We start from the raw sequence: 17,748 nt of genomic DNA, 5'->3' as shown, positions 1-17,748 counted from the left end.
ATCACTGCTAAAGTGGCATTATATTTGGAGTTTTCCTATGCCAAGAATATTGATGGTGTCGTTTCACTTTCCTCCGAGCAATGCTGTAGCCGTTCAGCGAAGTTTGGCATTTGCCTACCACCTAGCAGAATTAGGCTGGGATGTGAGAATCTTGACTGTAAACAAATCATGTTATGGTGGAGAGGTCGACTACAGTTTATTTTATCCAGAGTCTTTAAAAAGTAAGACATATCGACTTCCAGCTATAAACTCAAAAAAAATTGGTTTTAGAGGAAAGTATATAGATTGGCTGGCAATTCCTGATGAGTGGGGGAGTTGGCTGTTATTTTCAATTCCAAAAGCTATATACTTAGTTAAAAAATTTAAACCTGATGTTATATGGTCAACATGCCCTCCATTTGTCTCACATATAGTAGCTGGTTTCGTATCAAAGATTACAAAAGTCCCTTGGGTTGCTGATTATCGAGATCCTGTTCAATTAGATTTTATTGGTGAGCAGGTAAAGGGCAAGCGATGGGCCATTTCTCTGGTAGATCGATTTACTGTCAAAAATGCTTCTGGGATTGTATTTGTAACAAAGCATAGCTGTTCTCTATATCAGAAAAATTATCCCATTGAATACCATAAAAAATTTTCATGTATTGAAAATGGATTCCATGACCTGCCAGGTTTAAACAGAAAGAAGCTTTTAAATATACGGGAACAGAAACAAAATAAAAAATTTAAAATACTATACAGTGGATCTATTTATGGTGGACGGAAACTTGACGTTTTTTTTGAGGCTTTGTGTAATCTTTTAAAATCAGGACGAATAGAAAAAGATGAAATTGAATTTGCGTTTCAAGGCTTTATTGATCAGAGGGTTCTGGCTAATGATGTTAAAAAATATAAGTTAAAAGGCGTTGTATCTGTATTGCCTTTTGTTGGATTTGAAGATTCCGTTAAAGAAATGTATGCGGCTGATGCTCTATTGCTTGTTCAAAATAAACAATTCAATCCACAAATTCCCGCTAAAGCATACGAATATATTGCAACTGGACGCCCTATACTGGGGTTTTGCCACAAAGAGGGTGCAACTGCCGAGTTAATCGGTGGGTTGAAGAATTCATATGTTTTTGATTCAGTTGAAGGTGCTCTAGCGGCGTTATCAGAGGTTATTGAAGCTGTTCAAAGATCTAATATATCCGATATTGATAAATATTCCCGTAAGGCAAAAACGGATGAGTTGGATCAAGTTTTGCACCAAATTATACGGTGTAACTAAGGCTCCTTTTTCTTAAAAATAGCAAAAGGACGATCTTTGAGTTGATGATTGCAAGTTTACTGTTATGCAAGTTAGGTATATCCTCGTGTTAGTGTTTGAAAAAATTTTGAGTGCAATAAAGTATCTTATAAAGAGCTTTGTGGTTTTGTTTGCTGCGTGTGTTGATCGATACAGGTCGAATCAACTCCTTATTCTTGCTTATCATAGGATATTGCCCAGCGATGATGCCAGATATATTAATGAGCAGCCGTCTATGTGTGTCACTCCAGAGACGTTTGAAAAAAACATACTATGGCTTAAAGAAAGATACATAATTACATCATTAGCAGAATGGGTTGAAGGAAGCTACTTCAGAGGTGATAGCAATGGTGATAGATACTGCGCAATTACATTCGACGATGGTTGGTTGGATAATCTAGAGTTTGCTTTACCAATCATAAAAAAACATAAAATACCGGCTACAGTGTTTTGTGTGGCGGATATGGTTGGTAAGAATAATTTTTGGCCAGGAAGATTGCAGCAACTTCTCCTTCATTGTACGAATAAAGGCGTAAAAGATTATCAAAGATCGACCTCTATGCAGTGGCTTGTAGATGCTTGTTCAAAACGTGCTCGTTTCTTTGATTGGGAGATGCTGACTGTTGAAGAAATTGACTGCTTAATTGAAGAGGCAAAGCAATATAAAGATTGTGAAATAAATAGTTATATAAATATTGCTAAGGAGACACTTTGCTTAAATTATGTTGAGGAAAGGTGTTTGATGAATTCTGCCGAAATTAAGTGTATGCAAAAAAGTGGATTAGTCGATATTGGTAGCCACACGATGAATCACACAAGGTTAACTGATTCAACATGCTCACCTGTCTTGCAACAAGAAATTGTTCAATCAAAAATTAAATTGCAGGAAATTACCGGAACAAAAATAGATATATTTTGCTATCCAAATGGATATGCTCCAAGTCAGGCGATCGAGTTAGTGTCTAAAACCTATCGTGCAGGTTGTGCTTTATATGGTTCTTGGAACTCGCGGAAATCAGATATGGCTCGACTGGCAAGAGTTGGAATTCAAGAGTCAATAGCAAAAAATAAGGTTGACTTTTTTTCTCGGCTGTCAGGCTGGATAAGATAATCTTGTTTGTATTAAGGAAAGAATTTGATGGAAAAACATAAATTGATTGGGGTGATTGACGAAGATCCTTTCGATCACAGTACATGGTCTGGAAGTAGCCATTATTTTTTTAGAGAGCTAGATAAGGTGGGAGTTTTGGAGAAAGCTTATAGCGCCGAACCGGGTTTTTTTGCCAAGAATCTTTCGAAACTTAGAAATGTCGATCCAGATATTAAAAAATGGAAATTCAAGTATCATTTGGATCATTCTTTGTTTAAATCAATGAGTAAAGTTGCCAGGAAAAAAATTCAATACGATAATGTTGAGTTCGATGTCGTTTGCCAGATTGGTGCTTGGTACGATTTATCACGAAATGACAAAGTTAATGTTTCTTATCATGATGGAAATTTGGCAACATTGCTTTCTAGCCCATACAAGTCTCCTGCGATCTCACGTTCAATAATTAATAGAGCCTTGAATTGGGAGAAAAAACTATACGAAAAAATGGATAGAATTTTTCCCATGAGTTCCTGGTTGGCAAAGTCATTTGTTAATGACTTTGGCGTCAGTGAGAGCAAAGTTATGCCTGTTGGCGCGGGAATAAACCTTTCAAGAATTGCTGATTCTAAGGGTCGTTCGTATAACAACCCTACTATTTTAATGGTTGGGAAAGATTTTGAAAGGAAGGGAGGGAAGTATCTGCTTGAAGCATTTAGAATGATTAAGAAAGAAATTCCTGATGCTACATTGAGATTGGTCGGCCCCAAATTGAATAATCTTCCCGACGGTGTGGAATCCGTTGGCTTTATTCAAAAAAATACAGAATCAGGGTTAAAAAGATTACTTGACGAATATATGAATGCATCGCTGTTTGTGCTTCCCTCTCTATATGAGCCTTTTGGAATTTCGTTTGCGGAAGCAATGGCTCATAGGTTGCCATGTGTCGGGACTAATATCTGTGCTATGCCGGAGATAATTTCCAATGGTAATAGTGGTTATGTTGTAACTCCGGGTGACTCCAGAGCTCTGGCCAAGGTAATAATTGAAATTCTCAAAGATACTAAGCAATGCAAGGAGATGGGTGAAAAGGGGTATTTGGAGTACAAGCAATCTTACAATTGGCCAGCAGTAGTTCAAAAAATACTTGATAATTTGCCGTAATGAATTTAATCGTGTCATTGGTTTTCATAAATATGAGAATGCGTTTTGGATATAAATAGAAAGAAGATTCTGTGGTTGTCTCATTTTATTCCCTATCCGCCAAAAGGTGGCAGCTTGCTGAGAAGCTACAATTTGATAAATCAGGTGGCGAAATATCACGATGTGTACTTACTGTCATTTGTGCAGTCTGAGCTTTTGAAGACAATGTTCGAAAATGAATCTATAGGGAAAAAAGAAGCTTTTGAAAAACTCGGTGAAATATGTGATTTTGTGAAATTTATCGATATTCCTTGTGAAAAAACTGCTTTTAGTAAATACGCTCTGGCCTTTCTCAGTCTCTTCTCCAAAAAGCCTTACAGTGTCTTATGGCTAAAATCAAAAGCTATGGACGCGGCAGTTCTTAATATCCTGAAATCGGTAAAATTTGATGTTATTCACTTCGATACAATCAGCCTTGTTCCCTACAGCGAACTATTTCCTCCTGTAAGTGCTGTCTTGAATCATCATAATATTGAGTCACATATGATGTTGAGGCGAGCAGAAAGAGAAAAAAATATTTTAAAGAAATACTATTACTATATCGAAGGTATAAAGCTTGAAAAATATGAAAAAAATAATTGTAGTATTTTTAATAAAAACTTGACATGTTCGGAATTGGATACAAGCCGCCTTAAAAAATTAGATAGCCGTCTCGATGTAGATGAAGTTTGTAATGGTGTTGATGTTGACTATTTTACACCTGATAGAGTCAATGTGACGGATAAAAGTATTCTCTTTGTGGGGGGGATGAATTGGTATCCCAACAAGTCGGCAGTTCTTTTTTTTATAAATAAAGTATGGCCGCTTCTAGTAGAAGAATGCCCAGATGTGACTGCCCACTTTGTTGGCCAATCTCCACCTGAACAACTTTTGAAGCTGGCTGAATTAGACCCGCGAATTTTCGTTCATGGGTTTGTGGACGATGTGAGACCTTATATGAACTCGGCTTCAGTGTATGCTTGCCCAATAAATGACGGTGGTGGAACTAAGTTGAAAATTCTAGATGCCTTGGCGATGTCTTTACCAATAGTCGCTAATCCCATTGCTTGTGAAGGTATATCCGTTATTAACAACGAAAGTGTATTCTATGCAGAAACGGAACAGGAATATATTGACACAATATTAATGTTATTTTCCGATAAGACAAAATGCGTGAAAGCTGGAGAGGAAGGAAGAAAACTTATAATGGATAAATATACCTACAAGAAAATCGGTAAAAAACTGACTAACCTATATCAATCTCTTTAAGGCTGTATAAATTTTTTTCAAAAGAATTACAAAGTTTGGAAGTTGTTAAGAGATATGCTTTTTAGGGAGTTTTATGAGTTCAAAATATGAAAAGCTATACGCATCTATGCCGATTTTTTTGCAGACACTCATGCTTAACATGTATAGCGTAAAATTAGATAGAGAAAGGTATAGTAAAGAATTTAAATCTTTTAGAGAAGAGCTTCTTGCCAATGAATTTTTTGGAGAGAATATTCTTTTAGATCAGCAAGAAAAAATGTTGTCCAGAATTATCAAACATGCATACCAGACGGTACCATATTACAATAAGCTTTTTAAAGATAATAAATTACAGCCTGATGACATTAAGTCCCTGGAAGATTTACCTAAAATTCCAGTCTTAACAAAAGACATAATTAAAAAAAATTTCAACGAGCTTTGGTCTAGAGATTTCCATAGAAAATCCCTGGTCGATGGTCATACCAGTGGTACCACAGGAACACCTCTAGAAGTTCTTTATGATAAACGTATGATGGGGATGACCTATGCGGCCATGGATAGGCAGTATCGTTGGGCTGGTGTTAACTTCAATAGATTTGGAGATAGGATTGCAACCCTGAGGGGTAATATTATAGTTCCACTTTCTCAAAAAAAACCGCCATACTGGAGATTAAACGCTGTTCATAACCAGCTTTATTTGTCAAATTTTCATCTATCTCCAGAAACCTTGCCGCACTACCTGAAAAAATTAAACCGTTTTAAGCCTAAAGTAATTGATGGTTACCCGTCATCACTTTATGTACTGGCAAAGTATATGCTCAATCAAAATGAAACATTGCCTATCGATGCAATTCTAACATCTTCTGAAACACTCTACGATTTTCAAAGATGTGCAATAGAAAAAGCTTTTTCATGTAAAGTGTTTGACTATTATGGACACGCTGAAAGGGTGATATTTGCAGGTGAATGTGAATATCATTCCGGGCATCACATATTCCCCGAGTATGGCATTGCCGAAATTGTTGATCGCGATAACTTTCCAGTAGGTCCAGGTGAAGAGGGCATGATGATCGGAACGACCTTGCAAAACTTCGGAATGCCTCTAATCCGTTATGTCACCAACGATAGAACTGGGATAAAGGTCGAAGATTGTGCTTGCGGTCGCTCGTTTCCGTTAATGAACGAGGTTGCCACCAAAGCTGAAGACTTACTTAAATTAAAAGATGGTAGATTTATTTCTCCTAGTGTATTAACACACCCGTTCAAGCCATTAAACTCAATCAGTGGCTCGCAGATAATTCAGACTGACTTAGATCGAATCTGCGTAAAATTGATTCCAGGAGAAAATTTTGAAAATAGTCACCGCAGTCAATTGGTTCATGACCTTAAAGAGAGGCTGGGCGAATCTATAAACATAGAAATTGAGTTGGTTGATGCACTCCCGAGAACAAAATCTGGGAAGTTCAAATGGGTAGTAAGTAATGTAGATCTAGGGCTATAAACTTATGTGCGGTATTGTTGGATTTTTTCAAAAAGATAAATCATGTTTTACAGCTGACTTGCTAGTTAAAATGCGTGACATCATAACTCATCGTGGCCCGGATGAGAGTGGCTCATATACTGAAGGCCCTGTAGGCTTGGGGCATCGAAGGCTGAGTATAATTGATATCGCAAATGGCCATCAGCCAATGCAAACAGAGGATGGACGTTTTACGATAGTGTTTAATGGAGAAGTATATAACTACTTAGAAATAAAGCACTTGTTAGTGAAAGAAGGTGTTGGCTTTACATCTTCATCCGACACGGAAGTGGTGTTGAAATTATTTTCAGCGAAAGGACTTGAGGCTATAAAACTTTTAAACGGAATGTTTGCTTTTGCTATTTGGGACTCTGTAGAAGAAAAGCTCACATTGGCAAGAGATCGCGCCGGAATTAAACCACTCTATTATGCAGAAAATAATGGTTTATTCTCTTTTTCGTCCGAAATAAAAGCTTTAACCGATAGTGGAATAGTAACGCCTAGAGTAAATGAAGAAAAAATCCCTGAATACTTTTTATTCCATCAAGTAGCTGGTGAGGATAACCTTTTTTCAGATATTAAAACATTGCTGCCGGGGCATAGTTTAACTGTAAGTGCAAAAAGGACTTGCGTTACTGATTATTTGGGGGAAGGAGCTGCAGAAGGCGAAAGTTTTGGTGGTAGTTTTAAAGATGCGTTGTTGGCTTTTGATGAAGTTTTATCAAAGGCCATAAAAAGCCAAATGATGAGTGATGTACCTTTGGGAACATTTTGCAGTGGCGGAATAGATTCCAGTCTCGTTACAGCAATCGCAGCTTCATCAACGAAAGATCGCCTTAATACATTTTCAGTTGGTTTTCATGAGGCCGAATATGATGAATCGGAACACGCACTGTTGGTCGCAAAAAAATATAATACAAATCATCACACGATTAAGTTAAATTCTCGTGAGTACGTTGAGTTATTACCAAAGTTGATTTGGCATTCAGATTTGCCTTTAAATTTTACAAACTCAGTTCATATTTACGCTATTAGCAAACTTGCAAAAGAGAGGGTAACTGTGGTTCTGACGGGAGAGGGGGCTGATGAATTATTCGGTGGATACCCGCGATATTACATACCGCGCATTATTGAAAACCTGAGAAAAATGCCGCGAGCCCTTCGAACTACGCTGTCGCTGTTATTCAATGCGATACCAGATCATCGTTTCAAAAAATTATCGACATATTGCACACAAAGCCTCGAGAACGCCATCCTTTTTAACTCTACACACTCCAATATAAAAATGCTTCGGGAGTGTTATAAGCAAAATTTTAATTGTGAATTTCGGTACAGAAACAACATTTTAGACCAAGGGTGTTCATTAGACACAACAACGCGCACGGCGTATTTGGATTTGCATACCTACTTGATATCAATATTAAACAGGCAAGACAAGATGAGTATGGCTGCCAGTGTAGAGGCGAGAGTCCCTTTTTTGGACAATAATGTTATATCATTTGCACAAAGCTTGCCTCTACAATATAAACAAACCATGCGCCACAGAAAGCTAATTTTGAAAACAATGGCTCGACAGTATCTTCCAAGCAGTGTGATTGATCGCAGAAAGAGTGGTTTTGGTGTGCCCATAGGTCAGTGGATGAAGCGAGGTGCGGCCCTTTCCAGCCATGTGAAGGCTTTAGAAGCTGACAGTTTGTTAACTGAATATTTTGATAAAAAAGCAATACAAAGGATGGTAATGGAACATCAGGCTGACCAAAAAGATCACTCAGATTTTTTATGGTCGGCGGTCAATTTTGTGACCTGGAGGAGGGTCTTTGGAGCTTAAAGTATATGCTGCTGCTGAACTCTCATGTTGAAAACTTAGTGAGGGGGAGCTCCGCTGTGCGATTAAAGAAGCCGAATGGTCAAATACCTGCCCATAGTAAAGCTGTTTGATGGTTGTCAGTTTTGTGAGTTCGCTCACGTAGAAAGGGCTTGAGCCAGCGTATTATTCACTGGCTTGGCAGAACGGTGTCTTTGGCTATGTTTGAAGGGCAATTCTAGTTAATTAAGATATGAGCGATCTCAAAGAGAAGCTCCGGGTGGCTATCATGTATCAAAAGTTTCTTTGTATTCTGGCAGTTTATGCTGTTTTTTCAACAACTTCAGCTGTGTATGCTGAAACCTATTGGGTTTCACTGGAAGGTGATGATGCCGGCCCTTGTTCATCTTCCCAGCCATGCAGAACAATTCAGCAAGGTATAACCAAGTTGGCCGCAGGTGATACCCTTAATGTTAAAGCTGGAACCTACCGCGAAACAAACTCGGCAGGGAAGAATTTCTTCCAAATTCCGATATCCATGTATATAGATAAAAGTGGAACGCGCGAACAGCCGATTACCATACAGGCAGCCCCTGGGGATGAAGACGAGGTTGTTATTGATCTCCAGCAATCCTATCTGGGCTTTTATTTGGCAGGCCATCAAGATTACATTCATATTAAAAATTTTGTAATTCGTAATGCTTTAGCGAGTGCCATTGTGACATCGGACGCTGGCCCTTCAGCCAGCTGCAATAACCCATCTGATTGGTCCTATGGCGTGGTTATCGAAGGCAATAAAATTTATAACACTCATGGGTATATTGCCGGAGGAAACAATGCGGCCATTCGTATGTATGGTGCCCGAGAGTGGATTGTACGGAATAACTTGATTGACAAAGTAACTACTGAAAATGGGCAATCTTTGGGCAGTCATAACGAAGGTATTCTTTCATACAGTACCCATCAGGTTATTATCGAAAATAATGAAATAACCAACGTAAATAATGCTGTTTATTGGAAGGCAAGTGCTTTGGATTGTCCAGCTTCTGAATATCAGGCGATTGTGAGGCGCAATTATATACATAATGTAGGGAGTGGTTTTGTCTCTCAAGCTGATGAACGCGGCAGTGGTGGCTGGAATATTGTCTCAAACAATATTTTTGACAAATACAATATTGGGGTGAGCATCACGGGAACTGTCAACTCAGGGAAAAGTAATATAGAACATAATTTTTTTAATACTAATGGTGGCCTGACTATCTCAACCCCAGTCGATATAGTTATCTATCACTTTACCGTTAGTCATGAAATGTCTTTGTTGGGAAATATTTTTTACGGAAACTCTAATAAACATTTAGATCTTAGGGATTATCAGCAATCAATAAGCCGTAGCGATTACAATGTATTTGCTGTTAACCCTCAAGTGGAACTGTTTAGGTATCAAGATGGTGGTAAGCAATTTACAACTTTAAGTGAATGGCAAGCTGCAAGAGATTCCACTCTTCCTTCGAGTCCCGGGGCTAACTCTGCAGTTCTTGAGGGGAATGCATTGGCTCGAAACATCGCAGTAGGGGACTATTCGCTTCCTGAGGGTTCTCCGGCTATCGATTTTGTTGAAGGTTCGGCGAATGTCGGTCCCTATCAAAATGGAAACGAAATCATAGGTGTTTTTGACCGTGGTACAGCTGCTGTACCTAATTCGTCTCCCCGCACTCCAGAAGGCTTCTTCATCAGAGTTAATTAGTCCATTTCTTATTTAAGAAATTCCGGACTGGGTTTTCTACAGTATAGAACGAAAAAACTCCTGTGATAATGGCCAGTAATAGCCACCCTAAAGATGTTAAAAAGTCTATAGATGCACCTTTTATGCAGTATTGATAAAACGGCTGTTGCCACAAGTAGATAGAAAATGACCAAATTCCGAGTTTTTTAAGTATGGGGTTGGATAATATATGGATGCCTATTTTAGGGAGAAAGTTTAGGTGATTTACGGTAAATGCTAAAAGGAATGGAGAAAAAAGCCATGACGAATACCAGGGTGTCATTTTTGTGTAGCAAAGAACAGCTAATAAAAAAGTTAGGATTGGTATAAAGGGATGTACTGTGATCTGATTTTTTTTGAGAAATAAGAAATACGCAGAAGATAGTAACAAGTGGCTTGCTGTAATTTCGGAGTTTGTAATATAACTTCCATCACTTAATTCGGGAAACTTTATATAAATGGCATGCAAGCTGGTAGAGACTAGTCCTAAAGCACCAAGCAGAAGGTATTCTTTTCCTCGAAAGAAGCGTATGAGCGTAACCAAACTTAGTAAAATATAACAGTGTTCTTCTACATGAAGGGACCATAAATGGCCTATAGGTAACTCAGTGTCCCAGATGCCAGGTTGCGTTGGTAAATATGTTCTAAGAAAAGTTAGCGTATATATTATATTTTTATGTTCCAGAGATGAATTGTTGATTGCACTAGCTACATAAACTGTAGTAACAAAAATAAAAAAAATTGGTACAATTCTACTAAATCTTCGCTTATAAAATATTCCTAGTGGGGTTTTTTTGACAAATAGTATATTTGCCATTAGCAAGCCTGATAGTACGAAGAAAATGTCTACGCCAAGCCTGCCAAAATTAACAAAAGGAAATTGAGTAAAGTGTGATACAAGTACAAATGTGATGGCAACTCCTCTCCAACCATCCAGATATCCAACTTTACTCGTGATTTCCAAGCCCCCTGGTACTTTATGGAATTCCGCTATTTTCATTTTAAGTCCTTGCTTGATGTTCCCTTAAAAATTGGGCTTAAAAGTAGCTGAGTGCCTTGTAGGCCTAAGTGGTTGTCATCAAAGTAGAGAATCTTTGAGTGTAATGCGGCAGGACAGTAATCTACGCTGCAAATAGTTTTGAGAGGTGCAATAGCAATAAGTTTTTCGTTATACGGTAGCGAGCTGAGTTTTTCTAGTATATATGAATTCCTATTGCGATAGTACTCTACAGAGATAGCTTTTTCCAAGTTTGGAATTGCTGTTTGGCTGGAGAATACTGAGAAAGGCGAAGTGGCTTTATCTATGTGTGTTGGTAATTCCGGAAACGGATAAACTATATAAACAGTTTTATTGGAAGCAATTAACCTTTCGATAATTTCCACAAAATCTTTCCATAAAAGCTCTCTTAGGTCTTCTTTGGGAGGAGCTGCAAAATTAAAGGCAGGTGAAGTATTGGGTAAATCTGGATATGAGTTTTTTTGGTCGCCAAAAAAATAATAGCTAAATCTAAAGGCGACAATTACGTTATTTATAGATGAATCATTTTCCAAATACTCCAGCGACTCATTTAGCCATTCGCTGCAACCTATATTTTTTGTTTTGTAGTTAATTATAGGTGGGCAGCCGCTAAAGCTAAGATGGCGAAGCCCTTCATTTTTAGGCTCAATTATTTTTGCTAAAGAGTAAGCTAGCTCGATGACGTGGCTATCCCCGAGGGCAGCCCACCTTACATTGTCTCCGAAGTAAGTGCAGCCATTCTGAGGTTTCAGGTAGTTCTGCCCCTTTGTTGTACACTCAGCCCTTTTGGGACTCGGGTTGGCTCTATTGTTATACAGAGATTTTTCATATCTAGAAGGGAGGCCTTCGCTCCAATATCCTATCAATCCGATAGCTATAAAAACGCATAAAGAAGAGCCTGAGTAGAGAAAAATTGTTCGCTTAGAAAACTTCGACTTCGATCTAAAGGGGATTTCAATATACTTCCAGCTAAGATAGGCTATTATAGCAATAATAATTATTGCTATAAAAAACAGCTTAGTTTCTGGCATACCGATTGACTTAATACGAAGGAATGCAAAAAATGGTTGGTGCCAAAGATAGAGCGAATAGGATAGCAGTCCTGTAAATACTATGGGTTTTATCGATAGTAACTTTTTAATTGTTGTTCCCTCTGTAGCGAATAAAATCAACATTAAAGTTCCAAGTACAGGGACAAGGGTAAAAACACTTGGATATGGTGTATATTTATTGAACGCTACAATCGAAAAGAATATAAATATAAGACCCAAAAGACTGAGTGATTCTTTGATTAAAGGCGCTGCCTCTATTTTTTTATACCAGAAAAATGCAGCTATTGAACCAAAAAACAACTCCCAAGCCCTACTAAATATAAGATAGAAGTTTGCATATGCTTGATTCCCCGTTGCCAGAGTCTGTGCCAAAGCGAGGGATGCTACCGCGGTAACGGCCAGTATGGAAACAACCCATTTTTTTCCTAAAGGCCAGAGTAAAAAAATTACGATTGGAAAAAATAAGTAGTATTGCTCTTCGACGGATAGACTCCAAGTGTGCAATAGTGGGTTTTCTTCGGATGCTGGAGAAAAGTAATCGCTGCTTCGATAAAAATGCACGTTAGACAAAAAAGTCGCAACTGATATAAGGCTTTTAGAATATTCCTCTAATAGGGGGGGGGGCATCAAAACTAATGAAGATAGTGATGTCACAAGAAGGCATGCGCTCAAAGCGGGTAATATTCTACGTGCTCTTCGTTCATAAAAATTATTTATAGAAAATTTATTTTTCTCTATTTCGGCTATTATTATAGAGGTGATTAGATAGCCGCTTATAACAAAAAAGATATCTACTCCAACAAAGCCGCCGCCAAAATATTCAAACCCAGCGTGAAAAAAAATAACGGGTACGACAGCAAGCGCACGTAATCCATCTATTTCGGGTCTATATTGCATAAGTTTACTCTAATTTGAAGTTTTTCTTAAATCTAGAGAAGGTGTAAATGCCTGAATAAGTAAATCAGAAGTTCAAAAATAATTTTTATTGATGCTCTTTAAATTTTATTGTGAGAAAGCTCTAAAATTGAAAGTAAATAAAGGGCGTAGTATCCCGTGGTGAAAATAACAAAATGGCCATTAATGCTGCCAAAATGCAGCTTATGCCAATATAGCCAGTAACAAAATTAAAACTTGGCGATGGAAATTTAAGCAGTGGCTTCCACCTTATCGCGTACGAAATATGCCAAAACAAGGCTAGAGTAATTAATACGCAGCACTTCGTGCTGGCCCAGAATATGCCATCGTTTCCCATAAAAAGGCCGTGGATAAAGCTTCTTGTGGCTGAAAAATTTTCAGCTCTAAATGGTACCCATAATAAAGCGATGGTGATAAATGTCAGGCTCCAGGCGGCTAATTTATAAGGGGCTTTGTTTTTAATAGATAAATTACATGTGTGCTTCGCCCAAAATTTATGAATGGCGAGAGCAAAGCCGTGACCTGCACCCCAAAGAACGAAATTCCAGCTGGCTCCATGCCATAACCCGCCTAATATCATGGTGATGCACAGATTACAGTAAGTGGCTACTTCACCCTTTCGGCTACCCCCTAGCGATATATAGAGATAATCTTTAAGCCAGGAAGAAAGTGAAATATGCCAGCGAGTCCAAAGCTCGGTTACGGAGCGCGATAAATAAGGCATGTTAAAATTAGGGGGTAATCTAAACCCTATTGTTCGCGCAATTCCTATAGCCATCAATGAGTATCCGGAAAAATCACAAAATATTTGTAGGGCATAACTCAGTAGTGACAGCCAAAGTGTTGCGGTTGAATAGAGTTCAGGGGTTGAAAATACAGGGTCTACAAATGTACTCAAATTGTCAGCAAAGAGTACTTTTTGTATGGCGCCGCCGAGAAATATTTGCCCACCTATTAATATATCGTCTCGATTGAAGCGAATTTTTTTATTGAGTTGCGGTAAAAAATTTGATGCTCTTACGATTGGTCCGGCAACCAGCTGAGGGAAAAATGCTACAAAGAGCATAAATTTTTTCAAACTATGGCAGGGCTCAATATTCCCTCTGTATAAATCGATGGTATAGCTCATCGTCTGAAATGTGAAAAAAGAAATTCCCACGGGCAAAAGAATGTCAAAACTATCATTTCTCTCTCTGTCAAAAGCAAGATATAAATTATTTATTATAAAATCAGCATACTTAAAAAAAGCTAACACTGACAGGCTGAGAAAAAGGCTTGTAATCAAGCAGATTTTTTTCTTGGTCATGCTGTCAGATCTTGTCATCAACAAGCCGAGCCCCCACCCCCAAATGCTACTGGCAGCAATAAGCAATAAATAGGTTGCGTTCCACCAAGCATAAAAGATATAGCTGAATATCAGTAGAACATTAAGCCGACTATTTGTGGATTTAAATACGACTAGAAATAAGCTCAATATGCTAAAGAATACCAAAAATGTAAGGGAGGTAAATATCATCTAACTAACTCAACATTGCTAATAATGTATTCTGAAACAATACGGTGCCCATAATGATTTAAGTGGCCTTCGCCTCCTACTTGTGTATTGTGAAAGCCAAAAGCGGCTTTTCCTGTTGATCGGTAGTTTTTTATGAAAACAGGCGATAGATTATGGAATTCAATCTTTGTTGAGTTTGTAGATTTTTTGATGATGGATAATTCGTTTTTAGAGAATTCACTGATATAAGCTTTCCCATATGGAGAATAAATAACGGTGGGAATATAGAAAACTTTGGTTGGTAATTCTGTATTCAGCGACTTTAAAATAAAGCTCAAACGGTTGATCTTTTCTTCTCTGGCTGCGTGTGTATCTGTTGATAGGGCAGCATTGTCGTCAACTTTTTCGGGACAATTGAATATACAGGGGTTATTAACGAAACCAATAATATTTTTTAACTCCCGATGATATCTGCGCATTATATACGTAGCTAATGCCGAATGGTGGAGAACCACTCTGAACTTGTCTTTTAATTGGTCTTTGCTGTGGCTCGTGGGTTTAAGGTCAAGAATTTTGTTTTTATGGCTGCGTATTATTTGGCTCGGCGATGACAATAGCGCACCTATGTCCCCGGCTGAAATAAAAAGTAAATTGCTTGCCGGGCGAATATGCTGTTGTAATCTGCTTAATACAATGGGTTGGTGTATTGGGGTGAAGTCGCCGCGACCGCTATTGATAAAGTCTATGTCGGGGTGCGAGCTGTCCAAAAGGCTCACAAAGTTTCTGTCGCGACTCACTTCTAACGCCTCTACAAATGAATCACCTGAAACCAGTATTTTGTGTGAGTTGGTTTTTGCGTGGAGGGGGCCGTCATTCATCCCAAGTTCATTCAGCCGATGAAAAGCGTAGCCTTCGCCGCTATGGACGAGTGTGCTGTTTGGAATGTAGCGCCAACCTATTTCTGAGTCAAAAAGTTGGCGAGACGGGGCGGTAACGAATAGCCTAAGCCCCAGTTCTGCGATAATGATGATGGCTATAGAACAAATGCTTATACGCAAGGTGAGCGTCTTGATATTGAAGCCGTCATCGTGGGTGGCGGCAGCTTTTCCCCCTCGGTTTACATGTGATTCAGGCATTTTGCTAGTTCGATTCTTTCTGATACTGCGTCAATGGAGTTTTCAATCAAGCTGAAGCACCGCTCAAAGGCAGAGTTCTCTGCTCCGTATGGGTCAGGTATATAGGCTGGCTGATTGGCCCATAGAGCTAAATAGGACTCTTGACCTGGAACTTTTCCTATCAATTGGGCGAGCTGGTATTTATGGGCAGGCTCCATATGCAGGATTAAGTCGCCCTTTGTTAAAGTGAGTGCGTCAGGTTGTTTGGTGCTATGGCTGGCCAGGCTAAGCCCTCTTTTTTTCGCGATACAGATGGCTCGGTTATTGGCTGCCTTTCCTGGGGTTGTTTCTACCCCAAAAGAGTCTATCTTTACGTATTCGCTCAGTTTTGTGTTGGTCGCATAGGCGTGTGCATAGGCACTACGGCAAATATTGCCTTTGCACACAAAAATGATTCTCTCGACTTCCTCCCAGCCTATTGCTCTGGAGTTTTTATAGTAACCAAGTCGCCATCTAATAGCGTCAAAAATCCAAAAAAGTAGCTTTTTTTTGCCGCCATAGCGATGTAAAACTGAAGGCATTCGCTCTATTTCCCCTGTAACTGCCTTGCTCAACTCCCCAGTATCGCAAATATCTGCACTAAATGTAGAGGGGCCTTTCAACCATCCAGCAGAGTTTGGCTGGTACTCTAAACTATGTCTGTGGTTTCAGAGTGTATTATGGCCGCCTCTAAAAATTTACATGCCTGGTTGAATCTGTCGGTGTTGCGCCTTTTTTTGACAGCTAATAAGCAATATTTAGAGGTGCTTATAGTGCCAATTTTGCGTAAAAGAACCCTTATGTACAAGTGAGGGCGAGCCGTACACGATCAATGGTACATTTGGGTGTTGATTTGGCAGCGCAGTAATCGTAGGGGGTATGTAGGTATGCCAACGGCTTCTTTGTTAAGTGCCAAGGGGATTGAGACGTTGAGTATCGATGTGTTTCAGAGCGTAGTTGATACGATTAATAAAGGCGGGATTATGTTATGGAACATCTGATTAATTGACGAAGCGCCCCTGTTTCAGGGCTTGAGCAATTTCAGACACTCAATTTTCTCCAATTTGGCGCAAATAACGCGTTATTTGCGCGTATATTTACCTCTTCGGGACCTATACCCCGATTTTTAGGCGCACTTCGCCTGCACCTGCATCGGTTGCTTCAACAAATGCCCCTTCGCCACCACCAGGTTCGTCAGCGCACAGGTAACAAATAAATGGTGGGCATTTTTATCAATGCCTTTATAACGGGTTTTGGTAAAACCAAACCGGCCTTTCATAATGCCGAACAAGTGTTCAACTCTGGCTCGGGTCTTGGATTTGTATCGGTTTGCTAAGCGCTCTTTATCTGTCAGCTTCCGATTGCGGCTACCTTTCTTCTGGGTAAGGTCCTTAGCCTTTGGTGCTACTGCATTTATGACTGACGTTTTGCCAGAGTATGCTGAATCACCCCAAACACGGGTTTCCTCACCGTGAAGCAAATCACCGATCACTGTTGAGTCGTGGACATTGGCTGAAGTCGCGACAACCGAGTGAATCAACTTGCTCTGGCTATCCACACCGATATGGGCCTTCATGCCAAAATACCACTGGTTACCTTTACGGGTTTGGCGCATATCCGGGTCGCGTTCTTTCTTCTTGTTCTTGGTAGAGCTCGGCGCATTGATAATGGTGGCATCAACGATGGTACCTCGGCTGACCTTCATGCCATTTTCCTGAAGGTATTCGTTCACCAGATGGAAGAATTGATCTCCCAGATTATGGCGTTCCATCAGGTGGCGAAACTTGCAGATGGTGGTCTCATCCGGCGCCGGTTCATTGCCCAGGTCGATACCCACAAACTGCCGCATGGCTCGTGAGTCGTAAATGGCTTCTTCTGCCGCCGGGTCTGACAAGTTGAACCAGTGTTGAAGGAAGTAAATCCTCAGCATTCGTTCGATACCAATAGGGCGGCGGCCTGCACCTTTGGGTTTGGGGTAGAATGGCTCAACCGCACCAACCAAGCCTTCCCAGGGAATAATGGTATTCATGTCTTCCAGAAAACGCTCTTTGCGGGTTTTCTTGCGGTGTTTTTCAAAACCATCTGTCAGGGATTGTTGGCGCATTGGTATCTCGAGCTGGTGAATATATTGCTATTATCGCTCAGTTAGTGAATTAATCAGAGTTGCCTTATTGATTCCGTTTTTTACAGAGTTGTCAAGTCAGCAGCGGGTACGGGATAGTTGAACCTA

General features: G+C 39.5%; 13 protein-coding genes. 7 read left to right on the top strand and 6 right to left on the bottom strand.

All coding sequences use genetic code 11. The annotated features are described in order from the left end of the window. The first annotated feature begins 37 nt into the window (after positions 1-37). The 7 genes from ACVBEJ_RS11175 (at position 38) to ACVBEJ_RS11145 (ending at position 9,866) form a co-directional block, all read left to right on the top strand. On the top strand, positions 38-1,264 hold the full coding sequence (locus ACVBEJ_RS11175; RefSeq protein ID WP_447129715.1) for a glycosyltransferase: 1,227 nt from the start codon (positions 38-40) through the stop codon (positions 1,262-1,264). 85 nt (positions 1,265-1,349) lie between these two features. Continuing rightward, positions 1,350-2,393: a polysaccharide deacetylase family protein gene (locus ACVBEJ_RS11170; RefSeq protein ID WP_447129714.1), complete on the top strand. Its 1,044-nt coding sequence runs from the start codon at positions 1,350-1,352 to the stop codon at positions 2,391-2,393. 27 nt (positions 2,394-2,420) lie between these two features. After that, the gene (locus ACVBEJ_RS11165; RefSeq protein ID WP_447129713.1) at positions 2,421-3,533 is read left to right on the top strand and encodes a glycosyltransferase family 4 protein; all 1,113 of its coding nucleotides are present in this window, start codon (positions 2,421-2,423) and stop codon (positions 3,531-3,533) included. A 45-nt stretch (positions 3,534-3,578) separates the two neighbouring features. Beyond that, positions 3,579-4,820, top strand: coding sequence for a glycosyltransferase family 4 protein (locus tag ACVBEJ_RS11160; RefSeq protein WP_447129712.1), 1,242 nt, complete (start codon positions 3,579-3,581; stop codon positions 4,818-4,820). Between the two features lie 73 nt (positions 4,821-4,893). Beyond that, positions 4,894-6,300, top strand: coding sequence for a phenylacetate--CoA ligase family protein (locus ACVBEJ_RS11155; protein ID WP_447129711.1), 1,407 nt, complete (start codon positions 4,894-4,896; stop codon positions 6,298-6,300). Between the two features lie 4 nt (positions 6,301-6,304). Then, positions 6,305-8,146: an asparagine synthase (glutamine-hydrolyzing) gene (gene asnB, locus ACVBEJ_RS11150; protein WP_447129710.1), complete on the top strand. Its 1,842-nt coding sequence runs from the start codon at positions 6,305-6,307 to the stop codon at positions 8,144-8,146. 229 nt (positions 8,147-8,375) lie between these two features. Next, the gene (locus ACVBEJ_RS11145) at positions 8,376-9,866 is read left to right on the top strand and encodes a hypothetical protein (protein ID WP_447129709.1); all 1,491 of its coding nucleotides are present in this window, start codon (positions 8,376-8,378) and stop codon (positions 9,864-9,866) included. Here ACVBEJ_RS11145 and ACVBEJ_RS11140 read toward each other — a convergent pair. The 6 genes from ACVBEJ_RS11140 to ACVBEJ_RS11115 all read right to left on the bottom strand — a co-directional run bounded on the left by ACVBEJ_RS11140 (position 9,859) and on the right by ACVBEJ_RS11115 (position 17,622). Then, positions 9,859-10,884 carry an acyltransferase family protein gene (locus ACVBEJ_RS11140; protein ID WP_447129708.1) on the bottom strand — a complete coding sequence of 342 codons (1,026 nt, stop codon included), beginning with the start codon at positions 10,882-10,884 and terminating at the stop codon, positions 9,859-9,861. The two genes, ACVBEJ_RS11145 and ACVBEJ_RS11140, sit on opposite strands and share 8 nt — an antisense overlap. Next, complete coding sequence (locus ACVBEJ_RS11135; RefSeq protein WP_447129707.1) at positions 10,881-12,851, bottom strand: acyltransferase family protein; 1,971 nt, start codon at positions 12,849-12,851, stop codon at positions 10,881-10,883. Before ACVBEJ_RS11135 ends, ACVBEJ_RS11140 begins: the two co-directional genes overlap by 4 nt. A 121-nt stretch (positions 12,852-12,972) precedes the next feature. After that, positions 12,973-14,175 carry an MBOAT family O-acyltransferase gene (locus ACVBEJ_RS11130; protein WP_447129706.1) on the bottom strand — a complete coding sequence of 401 codons (1,203 nt, stop codon included), beginning with the start codon at positions 14,173-14,175 and terminating at the stop codon, positions 12,973-12,975. 206 nt (positions 14,176-14,381) lie between these two features. After that, positions 14,382-15,500, bottom strand: a complete 1,119-nt coding sequence (locus ACVBEJ_RS11125; RefSeq protein ID WP_447129705.1) for a hypothetical protein — start codon at positions 15,498-15,500, stop codon at positions 14,382-14,384. Then, positions 15,482-16,060: an arsenate-mycothiol transferase ArsC gene (locus tag ACVBEJ_RS11120; RefSeq protein ID WP_447129704.1), complete on the bottom strand. Its 579-nt coding sequence runs from the start codon at positions 16,058-16,060 to the stop codon at positions 15,482-15,484. Before ACVBEJ_RS11120 ends, ACVBEJ_RS11125 begins: the two co-directional genes overlap by 19 nt. A 584-nt stretch (positions 16,061-16,644) precedes the next feature. Next, positions 16,645-17,622 (bottom strand): IS5 family transposase, encoded by a 978-nt coding sequence (locus ACVBEJ_RS11115; RefSeq protein WP_447129703.1) that lies wholly within the window; start codon positions 17,620-17,622, stop codon positions 16,645-16,647. Positions 17,623-17,748: the final 126 nt, after the last annotated feature.

The sequence above is a fragment of the Porticoccus sp. GXU_MW_L64 genome (assembly GCF_052983295.1).
The sequence above is the reverse complement of the archived record's forward strand: the minus strand, read 5'-3'. Positions and strand labels throughout refer to the sequence as shown.